At 64.6% G+C, this 24,638-nt stretch carries 37 protein-coding genes; 35 read left to right on the top strand and 2 right to left on the bottom strand.

Features of this window, described 5'->3' with window-relative positions; translation table 11 throughout:
- Positions 1-122: 122 nt before the first annotated feature.
- The 35 genes from rpsJ (at position 123) to AUL30_RS03600 (ending at position 23,046) form a co-directional block, all read left to right on the top strand.
- Positions 123-431 carry a 30S ribosomal protein S10 gene (gene rpsJ, locus AUL30_RS03765; protein WP_007066362.1) on the top strand — a complete coding sequence of 103 codons (309 nt, stop codon included), beginning with the start codon at positions 123-125 and terminating at the stop codon, positions 429-431.
- Positions 432-456: 25 nt separating this feature from the next.
- Positions 457-1,179 (top strand): 50S ribosomal protein L3, encoded by a 723-nt coding sequence (rplC, locus tag AUL30_RS03760; RefSeq protein ID WP_062226460.1) that lies wholly within the window; start codon positions 457-459, stop codon positions 1,177-1,179.
- Positions 1,179-1,802, top strand: coding sequence for a 50S ribosomal protein L4 (gene rplD / locus AUL30_RS03755; RefSeq protein WP_062226459.1), 624 nt, complete (start codon positions 1,179-1,181; stop codon positions 1,800-1,802). Before rplC ends, rplD begins: the two co-directional genes overlap by 1 nt.
- Complete coding sequence (locus AUL30_RS03750; protein WP_062226458.1) at positions 1,799-2,092, top strand: 50S ribosomal protein L23; 294 nt, start codon at positions 1,799-1,801, stop codon at positions 2,090-2,092. The genes rplD and AUL30_RS03750 overlap by 4 nt, the downstream gene beginning before the upstream one ends.
- Positions 2,093-2,117: 25 nt before the next feature.
- Positions 2,118-2,954, top strand: coding sequence for a 50S ribosomal protein L2 (rplB, locus tag AUL30_RS03745; protein WP_062226457.1), 837 nt, complete (start codon positions 2,118-2,120; stop codon positions 2,952-2,954).
- Positions 2,955-2,969: 15 nt separating this feature from the next.
- On the top strand, positions 2,970-3,248 hold the full coding sequence (gene rpsS / locus AUL30_RS03740; protein WP_062226456.1) for a 30S ribosomal protein S19: 279 nt from the start codon (positions 2,970-2,972) through the stop codon (positions 3,246-3,248).
- Positions 3,249-3,250: 2 nt separating this feature from the next.
- Positions 3,251-3,637, top strand: coding sequence for a 50S ribosomal protein L22 (gene rplV, locus AUL30_RS03735; RefSeq protein ID WP_039192551.1), 387 nt, complete (start codon positions 3,251-3,253; stop codon positions 3,635-3,637).
- On the top strand, positions 3,637-4,350 hold the full coding sequence (gene rpsC, locus AUL30_RS03730) for a 30S ribosomal protein S3 (protein WP_062226455.1): 714 nt from the start codon (positions 3,637-3,639) through the stop codon (positions 4,348-4,350). Before rplV ends, rpsC begins: the two co-directional genes overlap by 1 nt.
- A gap of 25 nt (positions 4,351-4,375) precedes the next feature.
- Positions 4,376-4,789, top strand: coding sequence for a 50S ribosomal protein L16 (rplP, locus tag AUL30_RS03725; protein WP_062226454.1), 414 nt, complete (start codon positions 4,376-4,378; stop codon positions 4,787-4,789).
- Positions 4,790-4,802: 13 nt separating this feature from the next.
- Positions 4,803-5,003, top strand: coding sequence for a 50S ribosomal protein L29 (gene rpmC, locus AUL30_RS03720; RefSeq protein ID WP_062226453.1), 201 nt, complete (start codon positions 4,803-4,805; stop codon positions 5,001-5,003).
- Between the two features lie 12 nt (positions 5,004-5,015).
- Positions 5,016-5,261, top strand: a complete 246-nt coding sequence (rpsQ, locus tag AUL30_RS03715; protein ID WP_062226452.1) for a 30S ribosomal protein S17 — start codon at positions 5,016-5,018, stop codon at positions 5,259-5,261.
- 64 nt (positions 5,262-5,325) lie between these two features.
- A complete protein-coding gene (gene rplN, locus AUL30_RS03710) occupies positions 5,326-5,694 on the top strand; it encodes a 50S ribosomal protein L14 (protein WP_056504767.1) in 369 nt (122 codons plus the stop codon).
- 12 nt (positions 5,695-5,706) lie between these two features.
- A complete protein-coding gene (gene rplX, locus AUL30_RS03705) occupies positions 5,707-6,018 on the top strand; it encodes a 50S ribosomal protein L24 (RefSeq protein WP_062226451.1) in 312 nt (103 codons plus the stop codon).
- The gene (gene rplE, locus AUL30_RS03700; RefSeq protein ID WP_062226450.1) at positions 6,011-6,568 is read left to right on the top strand and encodes a 50S ribosomal protein L5; all 558 of its coding nucleotides are present in this window, start codon (positions 6,011-6,013) and stop codon (positions 6,566-6,568) included. The genes rplX and rplE overlap by 8 nt, the downstream gene beginning before the upstream one ends.
- A 24-nt stretch (positions 6,569-6,592) precedes the next feature.
- Positions 6,593-6,898 carry a 30S ribosomal protein S14 gene (gene rpsN / locus AUL30_RS03695; RefSeq protein ID WP_062226449.1) on the top strand — a complete coding sequence of 102 codons (306 nt, stop codon included), beginning with the start codon at positions 6,593-6,595 and terminating at the stop codon, positions 6,896-6,898.
- A gap of 12 nt (positions 6,899-6,910) precedes the next feature.
- Positions 6,911-7,309 (top strand): 30S ribosomal protein S8, encoded by a 399-nt coding sequence (gene rpsH / locus AUL30_RS03690; protein WP_062226448.1) that lies wholly within the window; start codon positions 6,911-6,913, stop codon positions 7,307-7,309.
- 42 nt (positions 7,310-7,351) lie between these two features.
- Positions 7,352-7,885 (top strand): 50S ribosomal protein L6, encoded by a 534-nt coding sequence (rplF, locus tag AUL30_RS03685; RefSeq protein WP_062226447.1) that lies wholly within the window; start codon positions 7,352-7,354, stop codon positions 7,883-7,885.
- Between the two features lie 10 nt (positions 7,886-7,895).
- The gene (rplR, locus tag AUL30_RS03680; protein ID WP_062226446.1) at positions 7,896-8,258 is read left to right on the top strand and encodes a 50S ribosomal protein L18; all 363 of its coding nucleotides are present in this window, start codon (positions 7,896-7,898) and stop codon (positions 8,256-8,258) included.
- A gap of 331 nt (positions 8,259-8,589) precedes the next feature.
- Complete coding sequence (gene rpsE / locus AUL30_RS03675; RefSeq protein WP_062226445.1) at positions 8,590-9,147, top strand: 30S ribosomal protein S5; 558 nt, start codon at positions 8,590-8,592, stop codon at positions 9,145-9,147.
- 60 nt (positions 9,148-9,207) lie between these two features.
- Positions 9,208-9,411, top strand: coding sequence for a 50S ribosomal protein L30 (rpmD, locus tag AUL30_RS03670; RefSeq protein ID WP_062226444.1), 204 nt, complete (start codon positions 9,208-9,210; stop codon positions 9,409-9,411).
- A 16-nt stretch (positions 9,412-9,427) separates the two neighbouring features.
- Positions 9,428-9,898, top strand: a complete 471-nt coding sequence (gene rplO / locus AUL30_RS03665; RefSeq protein WP_062226443.1) for a 50S ribosomal protein L15 — start codon at positions 9,428-9,430, stop codon at positions 9,896-9,898.
- Positions 9,899-10,251: 353 nt separating this feature from the next.
- Positions 10,252-11,595, top strand: a complete 1,344-nt coding sequence (gene secY / locus AUL30_RS03660; protein ID WP_062226442.1) for a preprotein translocase subunit SecY — start codon at positions 10,252-10,254, stop codon at positions 11,593-11,595.
- Entirely contained in the window at positions 11,592-12,194 is a 603-nt protein-coding gene (locus AUL30_RS03655; protein ID WP_062226441.1) for an adenylate kinase, read from the top strand. Before secY ends, AUL30_RS03655 begins: the two co-directional genes overlap by 4 nt.
- 166 nt (positions 12,195-12,360) lie before the next feature.
- On the top strand, positions 12,361-12,729 hold the full coding sequence (rpsM, locus tag AUL30_RS03650) for a 30S ribosomal protein S13 (protein WP_062226440.1): 369 nt from the start codon (positions 12,361-12,363) through the stop codon (positions 12,727-12,729).
- A gap of 103 nt (positions 12,730-12,832) precedes the next feature.
- Positions 12,833-13,219 carry a 30S ribosomal protein S11 gene (gene rpsK, locus AUL30_RS03645; protein WP_062226439.1) on the top strand — a complete coding sequence of 129 codons (387 nt, stop codon included), beginning with the start codon at positions 12,833-12,835 and terminating at the stop codon, positions 13,217-13,219.
- Between the two features lie 131 nt (positions 13,220-13,350).
- Complete coding sequence (locus tag AUL30_RS03640) at positions 13,351-14,367, top strand: DNA-directed RNA polymerase subunit alpha (protein ID WP_062226438.1); 1,017 nt, start codon at positions 13,351-13,353, stop codon at positions 14,365-14,367.
- A 160-nt stretch (positions 14,368-14,527) separates the two neighbouring features.
- Entirely contained in the window at positions 14,528-14,947 is a 420-nt protein-coding gene (gene rplQ, locus AUL30_RS03635; RefSeq protein WP_062226437.1) for a 50S ribosomal protein L17, read from the top strand.
- Between the two features lie 826 nt (positions 14,948-15,773).
- On the top strand, positions 15,774-16,808 hold the full coding sequence (locus AUL30_RS03630) for an SDR family oxidoreductase (RefSeq protein ID WP_062226436.1): 1,035 nt from the start codon (positions 15,774-15,776) through the stop codon (positions 16,806-16,808).
- A gap of 237 nt (positions 16,809-17,045) precedes the next feature.
- On the top strand, positions 17,046-17,219 hold the full coding sequence (locus AUL30_RS19640; RefSeq protein WP_157069845.1) for a hypothetical protein: 174 nt from the start codon (positions 17,046-17,048) through the stop codon (positions 17,217-17,219).
- Positions 17,220-17,368: 149 nt separating this feature from the next.
- The gene (locus AUL30_RS03625) at positions 17,369-18,754 is read left to right on the top strand and encodes a DegQ family serine endoprotease (protein WP_157069875.1); all 1,386 of its coding nucleotides are present in this window, start codon (positions 17,369-17,371) and stop codon (positions 18,752-18,754) included.
- 41 nt (positions 18,755-18,795) lie between these two features.
- Positions 18,796-20,142 (top strand): replication-associated recombination protein A, encoded by a 1,347-nt coding sequence (locus AUL30_RS03620; RefSeq protein WP_062226435.1) that lies wholly within the window; start codon positions 18,796-18,798, stop codon positions 20,140-20,142.
- Between the two features lies 1 nt (position 20,143).
- Complete coding sequence (gene crcB / locus AUL30_RS03615) at positions 20,144-20,521, top strand: fluoride efflux transporter CrcB (protein ID WP_062226434.1); 378 nt, start codon at positions 20,144-20,146, stop codon at positions 20,519-20,521.
- Positions 20,522-20,609: 88 nt separating this feature from the next.
- Entirely contained in the window at positions 20,610-21,596 is a 987-nt protein-coding gene (locus AUL30_RS03610; RefSeq protein ID WP_062226433.1) for an RluA family pseudouridine synthase, read from the top strand.
- Positions 21,596-22,297 (top strand): HAD-IA family hydrolase, encoded by a 702-nt coding sequence (locus AUL30_RS03605; protein ID WP_062226432.1) that lies wholly within the window; start codon positions 21,596-21,598, stop codon positions 22,295-22,297. Before AUL30_RS03610 ends, AUL30_RS03605 begins: the two co-directional genes overlap by 1 nt.
- Positions 22,294-23,046, top strand: coding sequence for an ATP12 family chaperone protein (locus tag AUL30_RS03600; protein WP_062226431.1), 753 nt, complete (start codon positions 22,294-22,296; stop codon positions 23,044-23,046). The genes AUL30_RS03605 and AUL30_RS03600 overlap by 4 nt, the downstream gene beginning before the upstream one ends.
- On the opposite strand, the gene AUL30_RS03595 is transcribed toward AUL30_RS03600, so the two are convergent.
- Both AUL30_RS03595 and AUL30_RS03590 read right to left on the bottom strand, forming a co-directional pair.
- Positions 23,022-23,804, bottom strand: coding sequence for a molybdopterin-binding protein (locus AUL30_RS03595; RefSeq protein WP_062226430.1), 783 nt, complete (start codon positions 23,802-23,804; stop codon positions 23,022-23,024). The two genes, AUL30_RS03600 and AUL30_RS03595, sit on opposite strands and share 25 nt — an antisense overlap.
- Entirely contained in the window at positions 23,801-24,613 is an 813-nt protein-coding gene (locus AUL30_RS03590) for a cytochrome b/b6 domain-containing protein (protein WP_062226429.1), read from the bottom strand. Before AUL30_RS03590 ends, AUL30_RS03595 begins: the two co-directional genes overlap by 4 nt.
- Positions 24,614-24,638 lie beyond the last annotated feature (25 nt).

The following is a 24,638-nucleotide window of genomic DNA, read 5'->3' as shown; positions in this document are numbered from 1 at the left end:
CTGCCCCGACAGGGGCGGTTGGGTCGCTGAATGGTTCAGCGTTCCGTTTGAATTGGCTGAAGACTGACAAGCGCTCGGATAGCGCCGGCCCACCGGTAGGCTCCGACGAGAGGACGAATGCAATGAACGGCCAGAATATCCGCATCCGACTGAAGGCGTTCGACCACCGGGTCCTGGATGCTTCCACGCGTGAGATCGTTTCTACGGCGAAGCGCACGGGCGCGAATGTGCGCGGGCCCATCCCGCTGCCGACCCGCATCGAGAAGTTCACCGTGAACCGCTCGCCCCATATCGACAAGAAGTCGCGTGAGCAGTTCGAGATGCGGACGCACAAGCGTCTTCTCGACATCGTCGACCCGACTCCGCAGACGGTCGATGCCCTCATGAAGCTCGACCTCGCCGCTGGCGTCGATGTCGAGATCAAGCTCTGATCCGAGCACGGGAAGGATAACGCCCATGCGTGCAGGTGTGATTGCACAGAAGGTCGGCATGACCCGCGTCTATAACGACGCCGGCGAGCATGTTCCGGTCACGGTTCTCAAAGTGGAGAACCTCCAGGTCGTCGGTCAGCGGACGCAGGAGAAGAACGGCTATACCGCCGTTCAGCTCGGCGCCGGTCTGGCGAAGGTCAAGAACACGTCCAAGGCTCTTCGCGGCGTCTTCGCCCAGGCCTCGGTCGAACCCAAGCGCAAGGTCGCGGAGTTCCGGGTCACCCCCGAGAACCTCGTCGATGTCGGCGCCGAGATCACGGCGGATCATTTCGTCGTCGGGCAGCTCGTCGACGTGACGGGCACCTCGATCGGTAAGGGCTTCGCCGGTGCCATGAAGCGCCACAATTTCGGTGGTCTGCGCGCAACGCACGGTGTGTCCGTGTCGCATCGCTCGCATGGTTCGACCGGTCAGCGCCAGGATCCGGGCAAGGTCTTCAAGAACAAGAAGATGGCCGGTCACATGGGCCACGTCCGCGTGACGACCCAGAACCTGGAAATCGTCCGGACCGATGCCGACAAGGGCCTCATCCTGATCCGCGGCGCCGTGCCGGGTTCCAAGGGTGGCTGGATCTACATTCGTGACGCGGTCAAGGCCGCGCTTCCGGACAACGCGCCGAAGCCGGCTGCGCTTCGCACCGCCGGCGGCAATGGCGCTGCGGAAGCAACGGCTGCCGAGGGAGCCGAGTAATGGTTGACATCAAGATCAAGACCCTCAGCGGCGGCGACGCCGGCACGGTCAGCCTCGCCGAAGAGATCTTCGGGCTCGAGCCGCGTGCGGACATTCTGCAGCGCATGGTGCGCTACCAGCTGGCCAAGCGCCAGCAGGGCACGCACCAGACGCTGGGCCGGGCCGAAATCGCCCGTACCGGCGCCAAGCTCTACAAGCAGAAGGGCACCGGTCGTGCCCGCCACGGCTCGGCCCGCGCGCCGCAGTTCCGCGGCGGTGGCAAGGCCCATGGTCCGGTCAGCCGCAGCCATGCGCACGATCTGCCCAAGAAGCTGCGTCAGCTCGCGCTGAAGCATGCTTTGTCCGCCAAGTTCAAGTCCGACAGCCTGATCGTCATCGACGATCTGACGTCGACGGACGGCAAGACCAAGGCGATGGCCGCGCACTTCAACGGCCTCGGCCTGAAGAACGCGCTGGTGATCGGTGGCGCCGAGCTGGACGGCAACTTCGCACGGTCCGCCCGGGCGATCCCGAACATCGACGTTCTGCCGATCCAGGGCATCAACGTCTACGACATTCTCCGTCGCCAGACGCTCGTCCTGTCCAAGGCCGCCGTCGAGGCCCTCGAGGAGCGCTTCAAATGATTGACCTGCGCCACTACGACATTATCACGAGCCCCGTCGTCACCGAGAAGTCGACGATGGTCTCGGAGTACAACCAGGTGATCTTCAATGTCCCCGGCAAGGCGACCAAGCCGGAGATCAAGGCGGCTGTCGAGCAGCTGTTCGGTGTGAAGGTCAAGGCGGTGAATACCCTCGTCCGCAAGGGCAAGGTGCGCCGCTTCCGGGGCCGCCCCGGCCGCCAGAGCGACCAGAAGAAGGCGATCGTGACGCTGGCCGAAGGCCAGAGCATCGACGTCTCGACCGGTCTCTGAGAGCGAGCCTTGAGGAAATAGATCGATGGCATTGAAGAACTTCAAACCGGTCACGCCGAGCCAGCGCCAGCTGGTGATCGTCGACCGTTCGGGTCTCTGGAAGGGCAAGCCGGTCAAGCAGCTGACCGAAGGCCTGACGCAGAAGGGTGGCCGGAACAACACCGGCCGCATCACCGCGCGGTACCAGGGCGGCGGACACAAGCGGACCTACCGCAAGATCGACTTCAAGCGTCGCAAGCTCGATGCGGTCGGTACGGTTGAGCGGATCGAGTACGATCCGAACCGCACGGCCTTCATCGCCCTGCTGCGCTACGAGGACGGCGAGCTGAGCTACATCCTGGCGCCGCAGCGTCTGGCCGCTGGCGACAAGGTCGTCTCGGGCCTGACGGGCGTCGACGTGAAGCCGGGCAATGCGATGCCGCTGTCGGCCATGCCGGTCGGCACCATCATCCACAATGTGGAGATGAAGCCGGAGAAGGGTGGTCAGATCGCCCGCTCCGCCGGTTCCTACGCACAGCTCGTCGGCCGCGATGCCGGCATGGCGATCCTGCGCCTGAACTCGGGCGAGCAGCGCCTGGTGCCCGGTGCCTGCTTTGCGACGGTCGGTGCCGTGTCCAACCCGGACCATGGCAACATCAACCTCGGCAAGGCCGGTCGCGCCGTGTGGCTCGGCAAGCGTCCGCATGTTCGCGGTGTCGCCATGAACCCGGTCGACCATCCGCACGGCGGTGGTGAAGGCCGCACCTCCGGTGGCCGCCATCCGGTGTCGCCGTGGGGCAAGCCGACCAAGGGCAAGCGTACGCGCCAGAACAAGTCCACGGACAAGTTCATCATGCGTTCGCGCCATCAGCGCAAGAAGTAAGAGAAGGATTTTCCTATGACACGTTCCGTCTGGAAGGGTCCGTTCGTTGATGGCTACCTGCTCAAGAAGGCTGAGAAGGTACGCTCCGGTGGTCGCAACGAGGTGATCAAGATCTGGAGCCGTCGCTCCACGATCCTGCCGCAGTTCGTCGGGCTGACCTTCGGCGTCTACAACGGCTCCAAGCACATCCCGGTCTCGGTCAACGAGGACATGGTCGGACACAAGTTCGGCGAGTTCTCACCGACCCGCACCTATTACGGCCACGGCGCCGACAAGAAGGCGAAGAGGAAGTAACCATGGGCAAGGCCAAGGCCGAGCGCGCGCTGAAGGACAACGAAGCCCGGGCAGTCGCCCGTACGCTTCGCGTCAGCCCGCAGAAACTCAATCTCGTCGCGCAGCTGATCCGCGGCAAGAAGGTGGACCGCGCTCTCGCGGACCTGACCTTCTCGCGCAAGCGGATCGCCGAGACGGTGAAGAAAACGCTGGAAAGCGCCATCGCGAATGCCGAGAACAATCATGATCTCGACATCGACGCCCTGGTGGTCGCCGAAGCCTATGTCGGCAAGTCGATCACGATGAAGCGTTTCCATGCCCGCGGTCGCGGCCGTGCGAGCCGGGTCGAGAAGCCCTTCTCGCATCTGACGATCGTCGTGCGCGAAGTGGCTGAAGAGGAGGCCGCATAATGGGTCAGAAAGTCAACCCGACGGGCCTGCGTCTCGGCATCAACCGCACGTGGGATTCGCGTTGGTATGCGAACACCGGCGAGTACGGGCAGCTGCTCCATGAAGATCTTGCGATCCGCAAGTACCTCCTGGAAGAGCTGAAGCAGGCGGCGGTCTCCAAGGTCGTCATCGAGCGTCCGCACAAGAAGTGCCGCGTCACGATCCACTCGGCACGTCCGGGCATCGTGATCGGCAAGAAGGGCGCGGACATCGAGAAGCTTCGCAAGAAGCTGGCTCAGCTGACCAAGGCGGAAACCCACATCAACATCGTGGAGATCCGCAAGCCCGAGACCGACGCCACCCTGGTGGCGCAGTCGATCGCGCAGCAGCTCGAGCGCCGCGTGGCGTTCCGCCGGGCCATGAAGCGCGCCGTTCAGTCGGCGATGCGTCTGGGCGCGGAAGGCATCCGCATCAACTGCAGCGGCCGCCTCGGCGGCGCGGAAATCGCTCGGATGGAGTGGTATCGCGAAGGTCGCGTGCCGCTGCATACGCTGCGCGCGGATGTCGACTACGGCACGGCCGAGGCTCATACGGCCTATGGCGTGTGCGGTGTTAAGGTGTGGATCTTCAAAGGTGAGATCCTCGAACATGATCCGCTGGCCTCCGAGCGCCGTGCGGTCGAAGGCGAAGCGTCCGGTGGCGGCAACCGTCGTCGCGAGCGCGAACACGCCTGATCAACAGGTTTCGGAGTAGAACGAAATGTTGCAGCCAAAGCGCACGAAGTTCCGCAAGGCGTTCAAGGGTCGTATCCACGGCGCCTCCAAGGGCGGGTCGCTGCTCAATTTCGGCGCCTATGGCCTCAAGGCGCTGGAGCCGGAGCGGGTGACCGCTCGCCAGATCGAGGCGGCACGCCGCGCGATCACGCGTCAGATGAAGCGCCAGGGCCGGGTGTGGATCCGCATCTTCCCCGACCTGCCGGTTACTGCCAAGCCGACGGAAGTCCGCATGGGTAAGGGCAAGGGCGCCATCGAGTACTGGGCGGCCCGCGTCGCCCCGGGACGCATCATGTTCGAGGTCGACGGGGTTCCCGAAGATGTCGCGCGTGAAGCCCTCCGCCTGGGTGCCGCCAAGCTCCCGATCAAGACGCGCTTCATTCAGCGCATTGCCGAGTAAGGGGAGAATGATTATGAAAGCCTCTGACGTCCGGACCAAGACCTCCGACGAACTGGCCACCGAGCTCGGCAATCTGAAGAAAGAGCAGTTCAATCTGCGCTTTCAGCGGGCCACCGGTCAGCTCGAAAACACCGCGCGTGTGAAGGAAGTCCGCCGCGATATCGCACGGATCAAGACCATCGCACGCCAGAAGGCGGCCGAGAACAAGGCCTGAAGGTAGAAAATTATGCCGAAACGCGTTTTGCAGGGGACCGTGGTCTCCGATAAGAATGACAAGACGGTCGTCGTGCTCGTGGAGCGTCGCTTCACGCACCCCCTGTTCAAGAAGACCGTTCGCCGGTCCAAGAAGTACAAGGCGCACGACGAGAACAACCAGTTCAAGGTGGGCGATATCGTCTCGATCGAAGAGACGCGCCCCATCTCGCGTGACAAGACCTGGATCGTCGTCGCTAACGAAGCGGCGGCTAACTGAAGTTTTTGCCCGGGTGAGCCAGCCATGTCTCGGCTCCCCGGTCCGTAGTTGAAGGCGGCCTGACATGATTCAGATGCAAACAAACCTCGATGTGGCGGATAATTCCGGCGCCCGTCGTGTCATGTGCATCAAGGTGCTGGGCGGCTCGAAGCGGAAATATGCCTCGGTGGGCGACATCATCGTCGTTTCCATCAAGGAGGCCATTCCGCGCGGCCGCGTTAAAAAGGGCGATGTGATGAAGGCCGTGGTGGTTCGTACCGCCAAGGACATCCGCAGAGCCGATGGTTCGGTGATCCGGTTCGACCGTAACGCCGCCGTCCTGATCGATAACAAGAAAGAGCCGGTCGGCACCCGTATCTTCGGACCCGTCCCCCGCGAGCTGCGTGGGCGGAACCACATGAAGATCATCTCGCTGGCGCCGGAAGTGCTCTGAGGAACCGGAATCATGCAGAAGATTCGCAAAGGCGACAAGGTCGTCGTACTCACCGGCAAGGACAAGGGCCGTACCGGTGAAGTCATCCAGGTCATGCCGAAGGAAGACCGTGCGGTCGTCCGTGGGGTGAACATGGTCAAGCGCCATCAGCGCCAGACCGCGTCCCAGGAAGCCGGCATCATCTCGAAAGAGGCTCCGATCCATCTTTCGAACCTGGCGCTCGAAGATAAGGACGGCAAGCCGACCCGCGTCGGCTTCAAGCTGCTCGACGATGGCCGCAAGGTGCGCGTCGCCAAGCGCTCGGGAGAACAGATCGATGGCTGAGGCAAATTACGAACCCCGCCTGAAGGCGGTGTATCGCGACGAGATCCGCAAGCAGCTGCAGGCCGAGTTCAGCTATCAGAACGGCATGCAGGTTCCGCGCCTGGACAAGATCGTGATCAACATGGGTGTGGGCGAGGCCACGGGCGACTCCAAGAAGCCCAGCGTCGCCGCCGAGGACCTGGCCATGATTGCCGGCCAGAAGCCGGTCATCACCCGGGCGCGCACGTCCATCGCCGGCTTCAAGGTCCGCGAAGGCATGCCGATCGGCGCCAAGGTCACGCTGCGCAAGGACCGCATGTACGAGTTCCTGGATCGGCTGATCCAGATTGCTCTGCCCCGCGTCCGCGATTTCCGCGGATTGAACCCCAAGAGCTTTGACGGCCGTGGTAATTTTGCTATGGGCCTGAAGGAGCACATCGTGTTCCCCGAGATCAACTACGACAAGGTTGATCAGATGTGGGGCATGGACATCATCGTGTGTACGACGGCGACAACCGACGAGGAAGCCCGGGCGCTCTTGAAGGCGTTCAACTTCCCCTTCCGCCAGTAACGGCAGGCGAAAAGGATCTAAAGAATGGCTAAGAAGAGCGCGATCGAGAAGAACAAGCGCCGTGAGCGCCTGGTGGCACAGTTTGCCGCCAAGCGTGAAGCGCTGAAGGCGATCACCACCGACCAGAGCGCCAGCATGGAAGATCGTTTCCGTGCCCAGCTGAAGCTGGCGGAGTTGCCCCGCAACTCCACCAAGGTTCGCGTGCGCAACCGTTGCGAAGTGACAGGCCGCCCGCGTGCCTACTATCGTAAGTTGAAGATGTCGCGTATCGCGCTCCGGGAGCTTGGCAATAACGGCCAGATCCCCGGTATCGTGAAGTCGAGCTGGTAAGGAGACGCAAACATGGCTCTTTCTGATCCGCTCGGCGATATGCTGACCCGCATCCGCAACGCGGTGATGCGCAACAAGACCTCGGTTGTCACGCCGGCGTCCAAGCTGCGTGCCCGTGTTCTGGACGTCCTCAAGGACGAGGGCTACATCCGCGGCTACACGGAAACCAAGTTCGAGAACGGCACCGCCGAGTTCAGCATCGAACTGAAGTATTACGAGGGCGCACCCGTGATCCGCGAGATCGCGCGCGTATCCAAGCCTGGCCGCCGCGTCTACGTTTCGTCCAAGACCATTCCGCAGGTTGCGAACGGTCTGGGCATCTCGGTTCTGTCGACGCCCAAGGGCGTGATGGCCGATCACAGCGCACGCGAACAGAATGTCGGTGGTGAGCTTCTCTGCCGCGTCTTCTGACGCGCTGAGAAACTCCAAGCCGCGTAACGGACAGGTTTGACGATGTCTCGTATTGGTAAAAAGCCGGTCTCCCTTCCGAACGGCGTGACGGCGTCCGTCGAGGGACAGACCGTCAAGGCAAAGGGACCGAAGGGCGAGTTGTCCTTCGTGGTGAATGACGAAGTCCTGGTCAAGCTCGAGGACGGCTCCATCAAGGTGGATCCGCGCGATGCGTCCAAGGATGCGCGTTCCAAGTGGGGCATGTCCCGCACCATGATCCTCAACATCCTGAAGGGTGTCGCGGACGGGTTCGAGAAGCGCCTCGAGATTACCGGCGTCGGCTATCGCGCGTCCATGCAGGGCAAGAACCTGCAGCTGGCGCTCGGCTTCAGCCACGATGTGGTCTACCAGGTGCCGGAAGGCATCCAGATTTCCGTCCCCAAGCCGACGGAAATCGTGGTGACCGGCATCGACAAGCAGCGCGTCGGTCAGGTTGCAGCGGAGATCCGCGAGTATCGTGGTCCTGAGCCCTACAAGGGCAAGGGTGTGCGTTACGCCGGCGAGAAGATCGTCCGCAAGGAAGGCAAGAAGAAGTAAGGTCCGCGACATGGCTAGCACGAAAGCAATTCTGCGGCGCCGCGCCGGGCGCGTCCGCCGATCCTTGAAGGCGGTTTCCAACGGGCGTCCGCGCCTGTCGGTTCACCGGTCTTCCAAGAACATCTATGCGCAGGTCATCGATGACGGCGCCGGCCATACCCTGGCTGCGGCGTCCACCCTCGATGCATCGCTGCGCACCGCGCTGAAGACCGGCGCCGATGTCGAAGCCGCCAAGGCCGTCGGCAAGCTGGTGGCCGAGCGCGCCAAGGAAGCCGGCGTCACCGACGTCGTCTTCGATCGTGGCGCCTTCATCTTCCACGGTCGCATCAAGGCTCTGGCCGATGCGGCGCGGGAAGGTGGCCTGAACTTCTGATCCGGATCGGCGGGCCCGTCCCACCGTTTTCGCATCGATCCACGCGTTTTCCGGCGGTGCGGGTTTCCCTCGCCGCCGGATTGTGCTTTAGAGCACCCGGCTCCCGGAACGCATGCCGCCCGGTGGGTGGCAGGGCAGGGGAGCCACGGGCTTTTCATGCGCCCATCGCAGTCAGTTTCCCGATCGTGCGAGAGCAGGCCCTCACAGGCCTGCTGACCGACGTATCGGACAGGTCCGGCACGACGCAGCTCGTTTCGGACATCGCCGGGTGCGGATCGTCATGATCCCGCCCACATCTCGGACGCCTCCGGAAAAAAACAAGGAACAGGATATGGCGCCTCGTAATGAACGTAACGACCGCGAAGAGCGGGATGACGGCTTCGTCGACAAGCTCGTCCACATCAACCGCGTCGCCAAGGTGGTGAAGGGCGGACGTCGCTTCGGCTTCGCCGCGCTCGTCGTCGTGGGTGATCTGAAGGGCCGGGTCGGCTTCGGCCATGGCAAGGCGCGTGAAGTGCCGGAAGCCATCCGCAAGGCGACGGAAGCCGCCAAGCGCGACATGATCTTCGTTCCGCTGCGCGATGCGCGCACGCTGCATCATGACGTGCAGGGCCGCCACGGCGCCGGCAAGGTGATCCTGCGGACGGCGGAAGCCGGTACCGGTATCATCGCCGGTGGTCCGATGCGCGCCGTCTTCGAGGCCGTCGGCATGCACGACGTTGTCGCCAAGTCGATGGGGTCCTCCAACCCCTACAACATGGTCCGCGCGACGTTCGACGCCCTGAAGGGTCAGGCGCATCCGAAGGATGTCGCTGCCAAGCGCGGCCTGAAGTATTCGACGCTGCAGGCACGGCGTCGCGACCTGGTCGGATCGGACGTCGAGGCCTGAACGACAACCTCCGGGTTGTTGCAGGACCGACGGTCGAGCCATTGAAGAAGGAGCCACAGGATGGCTGACAAGCAAGAGACCGGGAACACGATCACCGTCGAGCAGATCGGAAGCCCGCTTCGCCGCCCCAAGGACCAGCGCCAGACGCTCGTGGGCCTGGGTCTTAACAAGTTGCACCGTCGCCGGACGCTGGAGGATACCCCCTCTGTGCGTGGCATGATCGCCAAGGTCAGCCACCTCGTCCGCGTCGTTGACGGCCAGTGAGCCGGGAGTAGCAGACATGAAACTCAACGAACTCGCCGACAAGGAAGGCGCAACCCATTCCCGCAAGCGTCTGGGCCGTGGCATCGGCTCCGGCTCGGGCAAGACGGGTGGCCGTGGCGTCAAGGGTCAGAAGTCCCGTTCGGGCGTGGCCATCAACGGCTTCGAAGGCGGCCAGATGCCGCTGTATCGCCGGTTGCCGAAGCGTGGCTTCGTCAACATCTTCGCCAAGGACTACAACATCGTGTCGGTCGGCCGCATTCAGCAGGCGATCGATGCGGGCCGGCTCGACGCCAAGGCTGCGATCGACCTCGAGGCGCTTCGCGCCGCGGGCCTGGTGCGCAAGAGCCGTGACGGCATCCGGCTCCTGGGCGATGGCGAACTGACGGCCAAGCTCGACATTTCGGTGGACGGCGCTTCGAAGTCCGCCATCGACAAGGTCGAGAAGGCCGGCGGCAAGGTCGCGCTTCCGGCCAGCGCGGAAGCCTGAGCCGCAAGCCCCTTGCGTCATGGGCGGTAACTCGCCAGATTGAGGATATGCGAAGCGGCCCCATCGGGCCGCTTCGCCGTGTGATTCGACTCCCGTTCCGCGGAGGGCGCGCCAAGAGGCCGCCGCTTCCCGTGGGCGGACCGGTGGCGCGGGATCCGTCCCTGCCGCGGGTTCCGGGGCAGGCGTACACAAGGCACCCCTCCAGGCCAGTCTGCAGGCGCGGCGAGGGGCTGTCGCACAGGTGCAATTTCGGCTCGGCGGTTGGCGTCGCTCCGGAGATTGCGGCTTTGGAAACCGGGGGTGCCGCCGCAGGACGCGACGGTGCCCGAGGGCTACCCGGAGAGATTTCGAACATGGCATCGGCCGCGGAACAACTAGCCGCAAATCTGAACTTCGCCGCCTTCTCCAAGGCGGAAGACCTAAAAAAGCGCATCTGGTTCACGCTGGGCGCGCTCCTGGTCTATCGACTCGGCACCTATATCCCGATGCCCGGTATCGATCCTCATGCGCTGGCGCAGGCTTTCCAGCAGCAGTCGACGGGCATCCTGGGCGTCTTCAACATGTTTGCCGGTGGCGCCGTCGGCCGTATGGCCATCTTCGCGCTCGGCATCATGCCGTATATCTCGGCCTCGATCATCATCCAGCTCATGACCTCGGTCGTGCCGTCGCTCGAAACCCTCAAGAAAGAGGGCGAGCAGGGCCGCAAGGTCATCAACCAGTATACGCGCTACGGGACGGTGATCCTGGCCACGGTCCAGGCTTACGGCATCGCGGTCGGACTCCAGTCTTCCAGCAATATCGTGACCAATCCGGGCATGTTCTTCGTTGTGTCCAGCGTCATCACGCTGGTCGGCGGCACCATGTTCCTGATGTGGCTCGGCGAGCAGATCACCGCGCGGGGCATCGGCAACGGCATTTCGCTGATCATTTTCGCGGGCATCGTGGCGAACCTGCCCTCGGCTGTCGCCAACCTCCTGGAACTGGGGCGCACCGGGGCGCTGTCGAGCTTCGTCATCATGCTGGTGATCGTGGTGGCGATCGGCTGCATCGCCTTCATCGTCTTCTTCGAGCGTGCCCAGCGCCGGCTTCTGATTCAGTATCCGAAGCGGCAGGTCGGCAACCGCATGTTCCAGGGCGATACGTCCCATCTGCCGCTCAAGCTGAACACGGCCGGTGTCATTCCGCCGATCTTCGCTTCGTCGCTGCTGCTCCTGCCGGTCACGATCGCGAACTTCTCGGATACGAGCCAGCTGCCCGGCTGGGCAACGGCCATCGTGGCCTCGCTTGGGCATGGGCAGCCGCTCTACATGATCCTGTATGCGTCGATGATCGCCTTCTTCGCATTCTTCTACACGGCCATCGTCTTCAACCCGAAGGATACGGCCGACAATCTGAAGAAGCATGGCGGCTTCATCCCGGGCATCCGGCCCGGCGACCGTACGGCCGATTACATCGACTACGTGCTGACACGCATCACCGTGCTGGGCGCGATCTACCTCGTCGCCATCTGCCTCTTGCCGGAGTTCCTGATCTCGGCCGTGGGGATCCCCTTCTATCTCGGCGGGACCTCGTTGCTGATCGTCGTTTCGGTCACGATGGACACGGTGGCGCAGGTGCAGGGCCATCTGCTGGCCCATCAATATGAGGGGCTCGTCAAGAAGGCGAAGCTCCGCGGGGGCAAGCGGGGAACGCGATGAGACTGATACTGCTCGGACCGCCGGGTGCAGGCAAGGGGACGCAGGCGCACAGGTTGACCGAAGCCTATGGCATTCCGCAGCTTTCGACCGGCGACATGCTCCGCGAGGCCGTGGCCCAGGGCACCGAGGTCGGCCGCAAGGCTCAGGCTCTGATGGATGCCGGCCAGCTCGTCCCGGACGATGTCGTCATCGGCATCGTGGCCGATCGGATCGAGCAGGCGGATGCGCGCGGCGGCTTCATCCTGGACGGCTTCCCGCGGACGGTGGCGCAGGCCGAAGCGCTGGAAAAGATGCTGGCCGACAAGGGCCTGCGGATCGACCGGGTGATCGAGTTCAAGGTGGACGAAGGTCGACTCGTCGAGCGGATCGCGCGGCGCGCCGCCGAGACGGAAGCCAAGGGCCTGCCCGTTCGCAAGGACGACAATCCCGACGTCTTCCGCCGGCGGCTCGACGAGTTTCGCCAGGCGACGGCTGCCGTCGGCCCCTATTACAGGGCCCGCGACATGGTGCATCAGATCGACGGAATGGCGTCGATGGACGAGGTCACGGCGCAGATCCGCGTGGGACTGGAAGAGGTGGTCGCCGGACAGCGCGCCTGAGGGCTGTCCGGATTGACTCAATCCATTGTTTTTCTTATAAGCCGCCCATTCGCGAATCTTTGCGGTCGGGGCGGTCCTGTGTCTGGGGCTGAACCGATCGCTTTCGCTTATCGGCCCCGTAAGAACCATGCGGGTGCCGAGCGGCCCCAAACCTAGGAGTACGGACGTGGCACGTATCGCTGGCGTCAACATCCCAACCAACAAGCGCGTCGTCATCGCGCTGCAGTACATTCATGGCATCGGCCCCCGCTTCGCGCAGGAAATCGTGGAAAAGGCCCGGCTTGCAGCCGAGCGCCGCGTGAACGACCTGACGGACGCCGAGGTGCTGCAGATCCGCGAGATCATCGACCGCGACTACCAGGTCGAGGGTGACCTGCGCCGCGAGACGTCGATGAACATCAAGCGTCTGATGGATCTGGGTTGCTACCGCGGCCTGCGTCATCGCCGCAGCCTGCCGGTTCGCGGCCAGCGCACGCACACCAATGCCCGCACCCGCAAGGGTCCGGCCAAGCCGATCGCCGGCAAGAAGAAGTAACCTTCCTGCGGCTTCGGCCGCAGCGGGGAGGGACGGGCCATTTGCCCGTCCTGGTGGAGCCGCTGGCATGACGGCGGTGTCGAGATCTTAGGAAAGTGAGACTATGGCCAAGGAACAACGCGTTCGTCGTCGCGAGCGTAAGAACATCACGTCCGGCGTTGCCCACGTGAACTCTTCCTTCAACAACACGCTGATCACCATCACGGACGCGCAGGGCAATACGATTGCCTGGTCCTCCGCAGGCGCGCAGGGTTTCAAGGGTTCGCGCAAGTCGACGCCCTTCGCCGCGCAGATCGCCGCCGAGGACGCCGCGAAGAAGGCGCAGGAACACGGAATGCGCACGCTCGAAGTCGAAGTCTCCGGTCCTGGTTCGGGCCGTGAGTCGGCTTTGCGGGCGCTGCAGGCAGCAGGCTTCACCATCACCTCGATCCGTGATGTGACGCCGATCCCGCACAATGGTGTCCGCCCGCGCAAGAAGCGCCGCGTCTGACGCCTGGCCATGAGCATGAACCGCACTGCTTATCCGGCAGTGCGGTTTTGGCCGTTTCGAGAGGGGGATCCTCTCATTGGAGACCCATCGCCACGATTGGATGGTGGCGGGGTAGCTGAAAGGCAAGCGCGATGATCGCCAGCAACTGGCAAGACCTTACCAAACCCAATCAGGTCGTCTTCGGCAGCACCAGCCGGACGCGGGCTTCGCTGACGGCCGAGCCGCTCGAGCGCGGCTTCGGCCTGACGCTGGGCAACGCGCTGCGGCGCATCCTGCTGTCGTCCCTCCAGGGGGCGGCGGTCACCGCCATCCAGATCGATGGCGTGCTGCATGAATTCTCGTCCATCGCGGGCGTGCGCGAAGACGTGACGGACATCGTCCTGAACGTCAAGGAAATCAACATCGGTATGCAGGGCGAAGGGCCGAAGCGCATGGTCCTGCGCAAGTCGGGCCCGGGTGTCGTGACGGCTGGGGATATCCAGACGGTCGGCGATATCGAGATCCTGAACCCCGAGCACGAGATCTGCACCCTGGACGAGGGCGCGGAGATCCGCATGGAGCTTACCGTCAATACGGGCAAGGGCTATGTTCCCGCGGACCAGAACCGCGCCGAGGATGCCCCGATCGGCCTCATCCCGGTCGACGCGCTCTTTTCGCCCGTCAAGAAGGTGTCCTACAAGGTCGAGAATACCCGCGAGGGGCAGGACCTGAACAAGGACAAGCTCACCATGCAGATCGAGACCGATGGCTCGATCTCCGGTGAGGATGCCGTGGCCTACGCCGCGCGTATCCTGCAGGATCAGCTGTCCGTCTTCATAAACTTCGAGGAGCCGCAGCGCGATACGCGCGGCGCCGAGGAGCAGATTGCGGAACTGGCCTTCAACCCGGCCCTTCTCAAGAAGGTCGACGAGCTGGAACTGTCGGTCCGCTCGGCGAACTGCCTGAAGAACGACAACATCGTCTATATCGGCGACCTGATCCAGAAGACCGAGGCGGAAATGCTCCGCACGCCGAACTTCGGGCGCAAGTCGCTGAACGAGATCAAGGAAGTGCTGGCCTCCATGGGTCTGCATCTCGGCATGGAAGTGCCCGCCTGGCCGCCGGAGAACATCGACGATTTGGCCAAGCGCTACGAAGATCAGTACTGATCCCACGAACTGGCCGCCGCCCCATCTGGGGCGGCGGCAACGAGCATGATGCCGGAGCCTCCGGCGAACGACGACAATCATTCAAAGGCACATGCCCCGGAAACCGGGATGCGAGGATGCCGACCGCCGGATCTGATCCGGCTCTTCAAGGAGAACACCCATGCGCCACGCCAATCGCGGCCGTAAGCTCAACCGTACCGCCTCGCACCGCAAGGCCATGTTCGCCAATATGGCGGCATCGCTGATCGAGCACGAGCAGATCGTCACCACCCTGCCCAAGGCGAAGGACCTGCGCCCGATCGTCGAGAAGCTGATCACGCTCGGCAAGCGCGGCGACCTTCACGCCCGCCGCCAGGCCATCAGCCAGGTGCGCGACGAGACCGTCGTTCGCAAGCTGTTCGACGCGCTGGCCACGCGCTATGCAGACCGCAATGGCGGTTACACGCGCGTCCTCAAGGCTGGGTTCCGCCGCGGCGACAACGCCCCGCTGGCCGTGATCGAGTTCGTCGATCGCGATCCGGAAGCCCGTGGCGCAGCAGACCGCGCCCGCACCGAAGCCGACGCTTCCGACGAAGCCTGATCCTTCGCGGCGCCCTGCGCCCACGGATCGTGAGGAAAGGCCCCGCCGCGCGGGGCCTTTTGCGTTTGTGAGCCGCGTGTCGGCAGGGCGGAGCCTGCTTGCACGCCGTGTGGCCGCCGCGTTGCGCCAAGGCCTGTCCTGACAGCGCCTTATGACAAGCCGGGAAATCAAGAGCGCAAACCCGGGGGGCGTGTATGCCCCTGTGTGGATCGTTTTCGGGGCCGCCTGTAACACGCCGCCATCCGACCGGTTCCAAGCATGATGGAGCCTGATCCTTCGAGGTGCCCTGCGCCCATCGATCGTGAAGAATGGCTTCGCCGCGTGGGGGTCGTTTGCGTTTCCGAACCCCGTGTCGGCGCGGTGAAGCCCGCCTGCACGATGTGCTGCGACCGCATTGCGCCGGCGGCGGGCCCGACAGCGCCTTAAGACGGAAAAGCTTGGGATCCAAAAGCGCGAACGCCGGCTTGTGTACGATCCGGTACGGATCGTTTCCGGGGCCATCTGCAACACGCTGCCCTTTGGCGGGTTCCAAGCGCGTCGAATCCTGATTCTTCGTGGCGGCTTTCGCCCACGGATCTTGAGCTCCGGCAACCACCGTGTTGTATCGACGCCTGTCTCGGCAGCGCCATGTAACGAGCGCCCGGCATCAAGAGGCGCTGTCTTCGCAGGATGCACCCCGTACGGACCATTGTCCGGGCCACAGCAACAGGCGGCCATCTGGCGCGTTCCGCCATTGGCGTTGGGCAAGGCATGGAAGGGGACAGGATGACATATCATCCACTAGGCAGCGGCTCGGCACCAGGTCTCAGGCAAGAAGGATGCATGGATGCGCGACAGTTCCGATTCTCTGGTCCTCGTAACGGGTGCGTCGGGCTTTATTGCCAAGCATATCGTGCTCGGGCTTCTGCAACGCGGCTACCGGGTCCGGGGGACGGTGCGCGATCGGGCGAAGGGCGAGGCGCTTGCGCAGACCATGGCGCTCTACGGCGCGCCGGTGGACCGGCTGGAAACGGTTCAGGCCGATCTGGCGTCCGATGCCGGCTGGAACGAAGCGGTGCAGAACTGCCGCTATGTGCTGCACACGGCATCGCCCTTTCCAGAGAATCAGCCACGGGACAAATTCGGCCTTGTCCCGCTGGCGCGGGGCGGAACGGAACGGGTCTGCCGCGCCGCCCGCGATGGCGGGGCGGAACGGCTGGTCCTGACCTCGTCCGTGGCGTCGATCCTTTACGGGCACGCACGCCCGCTCGGTCGGCCCTTCGGGGAAGGAGATTTTTCCAACGTGGAGAGCCCGCATATAACCCCCTATGCCGTGTCCAAGACCCTCGCCGAACAAGCGGCCTGGTCCATGATGCAGGGCAGCTCGACGGATCTTGTGACGATCAACCCCTCGCTGGTCTTCGGGCCGTTGCTGGACGCGACAGCCGGCACCTCGGCCCGTCTCGTTGCGATGATGATGAATGGCAAGATTCCGGCCATGCCGAATGTCCGCTTCGGCATGGTGGATGTGCGGGACATCGCGCAGGCGCATATCCGCGCCATGGAAATCGAGGCTGCCGCAGGGCGCCGCTTCATCGTCAGCGCTGGGACAGAGCCCCTGCGCGCCGTGGCCGATATTCTGTCGGATGCCTTTCCGCAGTATGGTCGCCGCCTCCACATGTGGAACCTGCCGGACTGGACGGTGCGGCTCGCCGCTCGCCTGTCACGGCAAGCCGGCATGCTGGCGGCCGAGCTCGGAGCGGAACGGGCGCTCGATACGGCGCCGGCAAGGGATGTCCTGCAGATGCAGTTCCGCACCATCGAAGAGGCCGTGACCGACCTTGGGGAAAGCCTGATCCGCTTCGGCCTCGTGCGCCCCTAGGCGCGGGGGCACGACCTTCGCGCATGGGGAAAACCCGCGGTTGAAGTGAACTCCCGGCCACTGTTGCATTCCGGCGATAGCGGGCTCGAAGCCTAGCGTGGCATATGCGCATCAGTCGGGGAATTCGGTTTGCGGAGAAAGCAACCTTCGCCCCCGGACCGCATTGTACTGGCAATTGTAACCCACTCGCTCGAAATGCACTTCGAGTCGGTATCTTTACGCGGATTTAAGATCGCCATGGACAATGTGAACTCAAGCACCACCGTCAGCGAGTTCTCGATGCGCCGCACTGTTTTCGTCCTGCTTGGAGCCCTGGCGGCCTTCGCCATTCTGACGGCCAGCTATGCCACCGCCGATCTTCCGGTGGAAAGCTCCGCCATCCAGTCCGTGCAGCCTATCGCCGCAGACTGACCCATCCGACCAGTCGGGCAGAAAGGGCCGCACGGCCCTTTTTTTGTGCCAGTTTGGGGCCGATACCGTATCTCCTAGTTCGCGTGCGATTCGGGATGATGCCAGTGTTCCAGCGTTTCCGCCGTTCCGCCTTGTCCATGGCCTGCACCATGGCCCTCCTTCTTGGCCCGGCCGGGGCGCAGGATCGGATTCCGGTTCCGTCCCATGCCGTGGCGGCGGAGAAAGTGCCGGACAGCCGGAGCGAGATATCGCTGACTTTTGCGCCCCTGGTCCGCGACACGGCTCCGGCGGTCGTGAATGTCTATGCGGCCCGGCAGGTCCCGACGCGCTCGCCCTTTGCGGGCGATCCCTTCTTCGAGCAGTTCTTCGGGCGCAACCTTCCCAGTCAGCCGCGCATGGAATCCTCGCTCGGCTCCGGCGTCATCGTGGATACCTCCGGCCTCATCGTCACCAACAATCATGTGGTCGATGGCGCGGATGAGGTGAAGGTCGCGCTGGCGGATGGCCGGGAATATGCCTCCACCATCCTCATGAAGGATGCGCGTGCGGACCTCGCCGTCCTGAAGATCGAGGGGAGCGAGCCTTTCGCCACCATCCCGGTGGCGGACTCCGACGCCATCTCCATCGGCGATCTCGTCCTGGCGATCGGCAACCCGTTCGGGATCGGCCAGACGGTGACGAGTGGCATCGTATCGGCCCTGGCGCGCACGCATATCGGCGTGAACGACTTCGGCTATTTCATCCAGACGGACGCGGCCATCAATCCCGGCAATTCGGGCGGGCCGCTGATCGATATGCAAGGCCGGCTCATCGGGGTGAACACCGCCATCTTCAGTCGATCCGGGGGATCGAACGGGATCGGCTTTGCCATTCCCTCCAACATGGTCCGCGTTTTCGTGGATGCGGCGCGCAATGGCGGGCGTTTCGAGCGCCCCTATATCGGCGCCGGCTTCGCGCCGGTGACAGGCGATATCGCGGAGGCCCTCGGTTTGCAGCGGCCGACCGGCGCCCTGGTGCAGGAGGTCGTTCCGGGAGCAGCCGCCGATGGCGCAGGGCTGTCGGTGGGCGATGTCGTCCTGCGGATGGGGGATTTCGCCATCGATGGCCCCGACGCGCTTGGCTACCGGCTCGCGACGGCGGGGATCGGCCGGACCGTCACCCTGACGGTCCTTTCGCAGGGGACTGAGAGGACGGTGGAGCTGGCGCTGGAGCCCGCACCCGAAACGCCCGCCCGTGACGAGCGGACCATTGCCGGAAACAACCCGTTTTCCGGCGTAACCGTGGCGAACCTGTCGCCCCGCACCGCCGACGAACTGGAAATGCCGACGACCAAGCGCGGCGTGGTCGTCACCGCCGTGGAAGACGGCTCCATCGCCGCGCGGCTGCGCCTGCAGCCGCGCGATATCGTGCTCGAGGTCAATGGCGAGACGGTGGACAACACGGAAAAGCTGTCCACCATACTGGACTTACGCTCCCGGGGCTGGAACTACGCTATCGAACGCAACGGGCAGAGGCTGACGCAGTCCATTCGCTGACGCGCGGCGGCCTGGCCTTAGGATCCGTCCGGAGAACCGCCATGGCAGACCTGTTCGGCACGCAGCCCGCACCGTCGCAGCCGCGCAAGGCGGCCGCCGACACGCCACCGGTGGATTCGAGCCGGCCGCTCGCCGATCGCCTGCGGCCGCGCAGCCTGGCGGAGGTGGTCGGCCAGCCGCATCTGACGGGCCCGGACGGCGCGCTGACCCGCATGCTCGACAAGGGCAGCCTCGGCTCGGTCATCTTCTGGGGGCCGCCGGGAACCGGCAAGACGACGGTCGCGCGGCTGCTAGCCCATGAGGTCGATTTTGCCTTCGAGCAGATTTCGGCGATCTTTTCCGGCGTGGCGGATCTGAAGAAAGTCTTCGAATCGGCCCGTATGCGCCGCAGCAACGGCCGACGCACGCTCCTGTTCGTGGACGAGATTCATCGCTTCAACCGTGCGCAGCAGGACTCCTTCCTGCCGGTAATGGAAGACGGAACCGTCGTGCTGGTGGGTGCGACGACCGAGAATCCCTCCTTCGAGCTGAATGCGGCGCTCCTGTCCCGCGCGCGCGTCCTGACATTCCGCTCGCACGATGCGGAGAGCCTTAGCCAGCTTCTGGACCGGGCGGAGGCGAGCGAAGGCCGCGCTCTGCCGCTCGATGCACAGGCGCGCGAGTCCCTCATCCGCATGGCGGATGGCGATGGCCGGGCGATCCTGACTTTGGCGGAAGAGGTCTGGCGCTCCGCAAAGCCTGGTGAAATCTTCGATGCCGGGCAGGTCGGAGATATCGTCCAGCGCCGTGCCCCCATCTACGACAAGGGGCAGGATGGCCATTACAACCTGATCTCGGCCCTGCACAAATCCGTGCGCGGGTCGGACCCGGACGCTGCCCTCTACTATCTGTGCCGCATGCTCGATGCGGGGGAAGACCCGCTCTATCTGGGCCGCCGGCTGGTGCGCATGGCGGTCGAGGATATCGGCCTTGCCGATCCGCAGGCGCTCGTCGTCGCCAATGCCGCCAAGGATGCCTATGATTACCTCGGCTCCCCGGAGGGCGAACTCGCCCTGGCGCAGGCCACCGTCTATCTGGCGAGCGCCCCGAAGTCGAACGCGGTCTATGTCGCATACAAGGCGGCCATGCGCACGGCCAAGGAAAACGGATCCTTGCTGCCGCCGCGGCATATCCTGAACGCGCCGACCAAGCTCATGAAGGACGAGGGCTATGGCGGCGGCTACCGATACGATCATGACGCGCCGGACGCGTTTTCCGGGCAGGATTACTTTCCCGAGGGCATGGGCCGCCAATCCTTCTATCGCCCCGTGCCGCGCGGCGCGGAGCGGGAGATCGGCGCGCGGCTGGCGGAATGGGCGCGGCTCCGCCGGGAACGGGGTGGGGGCTGACATGCTGAACATCGCCCTCGTGGCTGCAGGCGGCGCTGCAGGCTCCGTCCTGCGTTATCTCTGCATCCTGGCCGCGGGCAGCTATTTCGGCCCGCAATTTCCCATCGGGACGGTCTTCGTCAATGTAACGGGCTCTTTCCTGATCGGCCTTTTCGTGGAGTTGATCGCGCGTCATGGCGCGGCGCCGGACATGCTGCGGCTCCTGTTGGTGACCGGCTTCCTGGGCGGCTTCACCACCTTTTCCACCTTTTCCCTGGATTTTGCCGTCCTGTGGGAGCGCGGGCAGCTCTGGCTCGCCTGCCTCTACCTGATCGCCAGCACCGTGGTCGGCATTCTCGCGCTCTTTGCGGGCCTGTGGGCGGGGCGCACATGGGGTTGAGCGGAACGGGGCCGAACGCCAAACCCATTCCGCTTTGCAGGCATATGGTTTAGGCAGGAGCCGAAACGAAACGGGGAATGTCGTCACGATGTCGAGTGTGGAGCAAGTGCGGGTTGAGGCGGACGAAGCCGGCCTGCGGCTGGACCGCTGGTTCAAGCTGCATTATCCCGGCCTCGGTTTCGGCCTTCTGCAGAAGCTCCTGCGCTCCGGTCAGGTCCGGGTCGATGGCGGCCGCGCCAAGACCGACACCCGGTTGCAGGCGGGGCAGATGGTGCGCATTCCGCCCATCGACGGTACGGCGGCACGGCTGAAGGTCGCACCGCTGACCGCCAACACGATCCGCGACCGGCACGATGCCGACGTGCTCGCCCAGATGCTGATCTACGAGGATGACAAGGTCCTCGTCTTCAACAAGCCGGCGGGGCTGGCGGTCCAGGGCGGGTCGGGCGTTTCGCGGCATGTGGACAAGATGCTCGAAGCCTGGCGGAACAAGCGGGGTGAAAAGCCGCGTCTCGTCCACCGGATCGACCGTGACACCACGGGCATCCTCGTCGTCGCCCGGACCCGCGGCGCCGCTGTGGCGCTGACCAAGGCCTTCCGGGAGCGGGAGACCAAGAAGCTCTATTGGGCGCTGGTCAAAGGCGTTCCGGGCAAGCGGGAAGGGCGCATATCGACCTATCTCGTCAAGGAGCAGACGCCGGACGGGGACCGGATGCGCATTGCCCGCCATGGCGAGGACGGCGCCGACCACGCGGTATCGAACTATCGGGTCATCGACCAGGTGGCTCAGAACTTCGCCTGGCTGGAGATGGAGCCCTATACGGGCCGTACGCACCAGCTGCGCGTCCATGCCGCTCATATCGGCCATCCCATTCTGGGTGATCCGAAATATTTCGAGCACGATACCAACTGGGATTTCCCGGGTGGGGTGCAGAAGAAGCTGCATCTGCATGCGCGGCGCATCATCATTCCCCATCCCGATGGCGGCTTTGTCGATCAGATCGCGCCGCTTCCGCCCCACATGGTCCAAACCTGGAACCTGTTCGGCTTCGACGAGGCCGCCGAGAACGATTGATGCGCCTGTTCCTCTTCGACTGCGACGGGACGCTGGCCGACAGTTTCGCCGTCATCTGCGGCACCATGAAACGCGCTTTCCACGCGGAGGGCCTGCCCATCCCGGACGATGTCGCGATCCTCGGCATTATCGGCCTGTCCCTGCGGGAGGCCATGCACCGCTTGGTGCCCGGCTCGAGCCTGGACGATGCCGCGCGGCTGGCCGATGCCTACCGCACGCAGTTCCAGGCGGCCCGGGCCGAGGGGCTTGTCGATGAACCGCTCTTCGACGGCATGGCCGATCTGGTCCGCCGCCTGTGCGCCGTGGACGATCATTTGATCGGCATGGTGACGGGAAAGTCCCGCCGCGGGGTGGACCATATTCTGGAGCATCACGGGCTGGCGCCGCTGTTCCATGTCATCCGCACGGCCGATGATTGTCCGTCCAAGCCGCATCCCGCCATGGTCCTGGAATGCTGTGCCGCCATGGGCGTGGCGCCGGCCGATACCGTCGTCATCGGCGATGCGCCCTTCGACATGGCCATGGCCGTGGCCGCCGGCGCGCATGCGGTGGGCGTGGCCTGGGGAGCGGCGTCGAGCGATGTTTTGGTGAGGGCGGGGGCCGCGTCCGTCGCGCTCGACGTGCCGCATCTGGAGGCTCTTCTGGCCGCGTGGGCGCAGGCGCCTGCCACCATGCCTCCCTTGGCAAGGATCCATCCATGACAGTGTCTCCCATTACACCGCCGGAACTCCCCAAGCGCTTCTACGCGCAGGCGACCGCCGTCGAAACGGCCGGGGGCCATCAGGTGCATCTGGACGGGCGGGCGCTGCGCACGCCGGGCAAGGCTGTCATCCAACTGTCCGCGCAGGAGACGGCGCAGGAGACGGCTGCGGAATGGGCCGCGCAGGGCGAGCGGATCGATCCGTCGACCATGCCCATGACGCGGCTCGTCAACACGATCGTCGACGGCGTCGTGCCGGACCCGGCTGCGATCCGCGACGACCTTTCCCGCTATGTGGAGACCGATCTTCTCGTCTACCGCGCAGAGGGGCCGGAGGGGCTGTGCCGGCGCCAGTCCGAAGGCTGGGATCCGATCCTCGCCTGGGCACAGGAGCGGATCGGGGGCCCGTTCCACATGGCAACGGGCGTCATGCATGTCGCCCAGCCGCCGCAGACCCTGGAGCGCTTCCGTGCGATTCTGTCGCAGACGTCAGATCCGTTCCGCGTCGCGGCGCTGCACCAGATGACCACCCTGACCGGCTCGGCGATCCTGGCGCTCGCCGTGGCCGAAGAGCGGGTCACGGGGGCGGATGCCTTCGAACTGGCGCATGTCGACGAAGACTGGAACATTTCGCTCTGGGGCGACGACGCCGAGGCGGCCGCGCGGCGCGCCGCACGGCGTGCGGATATGCTGGTGGCGGAACGGCTCTACCGGCAGATGTCCGGTCAGATGCCGGCGAACCACTCGTAGCCGCGGTCTTCCCAGTAACCGCCCGAGCCTTCGCCGAAGCCCGCCAGACTGTCCGTCAGCGTGATGGTGTGGATGTATTTTGCCATCTTGTAGCCGAGCTGGCGCTCGACGCGCAGGCGCAATGGCGCGCCGTTGGCGATGGGCAGCTTCTGGCCGTTCATCGCATGGGCCAGGATCGTCTGCGGGTGGTAGGCATCCCGCAGATCGATGGATTCATAATAGCGGATGGGTCCCGTGAAGCCGTTTTCCAGCGTGTCGAAGCACGAAAAGACCGCAAAGCGCGCGGTCGGCCGCACGCCGACGGCTTGGAGAAGATAGGACAGGGGGACACCCGTCCACATGGCGATGCAGCTCCAGCCTTCCACGCAGTCGTGCCGGGTGATCTGCGTGCGGCCGGACATGCTCCGGATTTCGGCAAGGCCGAACTGCCGTGGCCGCTCGACGAGCCCGTCGATGGTCAGCCGGTAATCGGCAAAGTCGTTCGCCGCCAGGGCGCGGTAATCGGCATCCTGCGGGTTGGTCACGCCGTTCGGCCGCATCGGCTGGCGGATTTCCGTGGCGGGAAACTCCTGCGCCAAGGCATCGGCGTTCAGGAGGAAGCGCTGCACCCGGTAGGTAAGGTCGTTGGCCGACATCAGCACCTTGCGCACGGTGCTGTCGCGATCTCCCGCCACGTCGAAGCAGCCGGCAAGCGGCAGGGTGGCGAGGCTGGCGGCACCGGCCTTCAGAAAGCGGCGGCGTTTCGGATCGAAGGTCATTGTTTGTCTCCGCCGTCGCGCGACCAGCCGGTGATCATGGATCGGAGCTGGTCCACCGGATGCGCCAGAAGGACCATGACGATATGGACGACGAAGAAGCCGACCAGCACGAGCATAATGACGAAGTGCAGCGTGCGGGCTGACTGCCGTCCGCCGAACAGATCGGCCAGGAAGGGCACCATGGCGTTGACGCCGGGTGACATGGTCAGCCCGGTCAGGATCATCAGCGGCAGCGCCAGGATGAGGATGAAGGCATAGGACAGCTTCTGGAGCGGGCCGTAGCCACGGCCATGCTTCAGGCGCAGTCGGGCATGGTCGGCCACGTCGCGCGGCAGGGCGGCAAGGTCGCGGCGGCCGGGCACGATATCGCGGCGCAGATGCCCGTTCAGCATTCCGGCAAGAAGCCAGGCCGCCAGCGTGCCGACCAGGAGCCACGCGAAGAAGAAGTGCACCACGCGTCCGCTGGCAAGATCGCGATAGGAGGGGATGGTCATCCAGCCGGGAAAGCTTTTGGAGACCAGCCGTCCCTGTTCCTCCACGGCGCCGAGCCAGCCCGTCGTGTCGAAGCGGTGCCCGAAGAGCTCGGTCACGCCGCGCATCTGCGCCCCGTCCATGACGGCGCCGATCGACAGGACCGTATTGTCGAAGGCAAATCCCGACTGCCGGCCGATATAGAGATCGGGGCGCGCCATGAAGATCTGCAGCCCCGACAGTAGCAGGAAGAAGAGCGATATGGCCCAGAGCCAGTGCGTCAGCCGGGTGGGCAGACGATGCCGGTAGACCCTCGCCTGCGAAGGCTCATCGCTCATGCTCCACCTCCCGGCGCGCCGCTGC

The sequence above is a fragment of the Aureimonas frigidaquae genome (assembly GCF_001463905.1).
In the GTDB taxonomy this organism is placed as follows: Bacteria; Pseudomonadota; Alphaproteobacteria; order Rhizobiales; family Rhizobiaceae; genus Aureimonas; species Aureimonas frigidaquae.
The sequence above is the reverse complement of the archived record's forward strand: the minus strand, read 5'-3'. Positions and strand labels throughout refer to the sequence as shown.

What these genes read in the sequence shown, in the direction of transcription:
- rpsJ (WP_007066362.1), top strand. Translation starts at nt 123, where the DNA reads ATGAACGGCCAGAATATCCGCATCCGACTGAAGGCGTTCGACCACCGG.
- rplC (WP_062226460.1), top strand. Translation starts at nt 457, where the DNA reads ATGCGTGCAGGTGTGATTGCACAGAAGGTCGGCATGACCCGCGTCTAT.
- rplD (WP_062226459.1), top strand. Translation starts at nt 1,179, where the DNA reads ATGGTTGACATCAAGATCAAGACCCTCAGCGGCGGCGACGCCGGCACG.
- AUL30_RS03750 (WP_062226458.1), top strand. Translation starts at nt 1,799, where the DNA reads ATGATTGACCTGCGCCACTACGACATTATCACGAGCCCCGTCGTCACC.
- rplB (WP_062226457.1), top strand. Translation starts at nt 2,118, where the DNA reads ATGGCATTGAAGAACTTCAAACCGGTCACGCCGAGCCAGCGCCAGCTG.
- rpsS (WP_062226456.1), top strand. Translation starts at nt 2,970, where the DNA reads ATGACACGTTCCGTCTGGAAGGGTCCGTTCGTTGATGGCTACCTGCTC.
- rplV (WP_039192551.1), top strand. Translation starts at nt 3,251, where the DNA reads ATGGGCAAGGCCAAGGCCGAGCGCGCGCTGAAGGACAACGAAGCCCGG.
- rpsC (WP_062226455.1), top strand. Translation starts at nt 3,637, where the DNA reads ATGGGTCAGAAAGTCAACCCGACGGGCCTGCGTCTCGGCATCAACCGC.
- rplP (WP_062226454.1), top strand. Translation starts at nt 4,376, where the DNA reads ATGTTGCAGCCAAAGCGCACGAAGTTCCGCAAGGCGTTCAAGGGTCGT.
- rpmC (WP_062226453.1), top strand. Translation starts at nt 4,803, where the DNA reads ATGAAAGCCTCTGACGTCCGGACCAAGACCTCCGACGAACTGGCCACC.
- rpsQ (WP_062226452.1), top strand. Translation starts at nt 5,016, where the DNA reads ATGCCGAAACGCGTTTTGCAGGGGACCGTGGTCTCCGATAAGAATGAC.
- rplN (WP_056504767.1), top strand. Translation starts at nt 5,326, where the DNA reads ATGATTCAGATGCAAACAAACCTCGATGTGGCGGATAATTCCGGCGCC.
- rplX (WP_062226451.1), top strand. Translation starts at nt 5,707, where the DNA reads ATGCAGAAGATTCGCAAAGGCGACAAGGTCGTCGTACTCACCGGCAAG.
- rplE (WP_062226450.1), top strand. Translation starts at nt 6,011, where the DNA reads ATGGCTGAGGCAAATTACGAACCCCGCCTGAAGGCGGTGTATCGCGAC.
- rpsN (WP_062226449.1), top strand. Translation starts at nt 6,593, where the DNA reads ATGGCTAAGAAGAGCGCGATCGAGAAGAACAAGCGCCGTGAGCGCCTG.
- rpsH (WP_062226448.1), top strand. Translation starts at nt 6,911, where the DNA reads ATGGCTCTTTCTGATCCGCTCGGCGATATGCTGACCCGCATCCGCAAC.
- rplF (WP_062226447.1), top strand. Translation starts at nt 7,352, where the DNA reads ATGTCTCGTATTGGTAAAAAGCCGGTCTCCCTTCCGAACGGCGTGACG.
- rplR (WP_062226446.1), top strand. Translation starts at nt 7,896, where the DNA reads ATGGCTAGCACGAAAGCAATTCTGCGGCGCCGCGCCGGGCGCGTCCGC.
- rpsE (WP_062226445.1), top strand. Translation starts at nt 8,590, where the DNA reads ATGGCGCCTCGTAATGAACGTAACGACCGCGAAGAGCGGGATGACGGC.
- rpmD (WP_062226444.1), top strand. Translation starts at nt 9,208, where the DNA reads ATGGCTGACAAGCAAGAGACCGGGAACACGATCACCGTCGAGCAGATC.
- rplO (WP_062226443.1), top strand. Translation starts at nt 9,428, where the DNA reads ATGAAACTCAACGAACTCGCCGACAAGGAAGGCGCAACCCATTCCCGC.
- secY (WP_062226442.1), top strand. Translation starts at nt 10,252, where the DNA reads ATGGCATCGGCCGCGGAACAACTAGCCGCAAATCTGAACTTCGCCGCC.
- AUL30_RS03655 (WP_062226441.1), top strand. Translation starts at nt 11,592, where the DNA reads ATGAGACTGATACTGCTCGGACCGCCGGGTGCAGGCAAGGGGACGCAG.
- rpsK (WP_062226439.1), top strand. Translation starts at nt 12,833, where the DNA reads ATGGCCAAGGAACAACGCGTTCGTCGTCGCGAGCGTAAGAACATCACG.
- AUL30_RS03640 (WP_062226438.1), top strand. Translation starts at nt 13,351, where the DNA reads ATGATCGCCAGCAACTGGCAAGACCTTACCAAACCCAATCAGGTCGTC.
- rplQ (WP_062226437.1), top strand. Translation starts at nt 14,528, where the DNA reads ATGCGCCACGCCAATCGCGGCCGTAAGCTCAACCGTACCGCCTCGCAC.
- AUL30_RS03630 (WP_062226436.1), top strand. Translation starts at nt 15,774, where the DNA reads ATGCGCGACAGTTCCGATTCTCTGGTCCTCGTAACGGGTGCGTCGGGC.
- AUL30_RS19640 (WP_157069845.1), top strand. Translation starts at nt 17,046, where the DNA reads ATGGACAATGTGAACTCAAGCACCACCGTCAGCGAGTTCTCGATGCGC.
- AUL30_RS03625 (WP_157069875.1), top strand. Translation starts at nt 17,369, where the DNA reads ATGGCCCTCCTTCTTGGCCCGGCCGGGGCGCAGGATCGGATTCCGGTT.
- AUL30_RS03620 (WP_062226435.1), top strand. Translation starts at nt 18,796, where the DNA reads ATGGCAGACCTGTTCGGCACGCAGCCCGCACCGTCGCAGCCGCGCAAG.
- crcB (WP_062226434.1), top strand. Translation starts at nt 20,144, where the DNA reads ATGCTGAACATCGCCCTCGTGGCTGCAGGCGGCGCTGCAGGCTCCGTC.
- AUL30_RS03610 (WP_062226433.1), top strand. Translation starts at nt 20,610, where the DNA reads ATGTCGAGTGTGGAGCAAGTGCGGGTTGAGGCGGACGAAGCCGGCCTG.
- AUL30_RS03605 (WP_062226432.1), top strand. Translation starts at nt 21,596, where the DNA reads ATGCGCCTGTTCCTCTTCGACTGCGACGGGACGCTGGCCGACAGTTTC.
- AUL30_RS03600 (WP_062226431.1), top strand. Translation starts at nt 22,294, where the DNA reads ATGACAGTGTCTCCCATTACACCGCCGGAACTCCCCAAGCGCTTCTAC.
- AUL30_RS03595 (WP_062226430.1), bottom strand. Translation starts at nt 23,804, where the DNA reads ATGACCTTCGATCCGAAACGCCGCCGCTTTCTGAAGGCCGGTGCCGCC.
- AUL30_RS03590 (WP_062226429.1), bottom strand. Translation starts at nt 24,613, where the DNA reads ATGAGCGATGAGCCTTCGCAGGCGAGGGTCTACCGGCATCGTCTGCCC.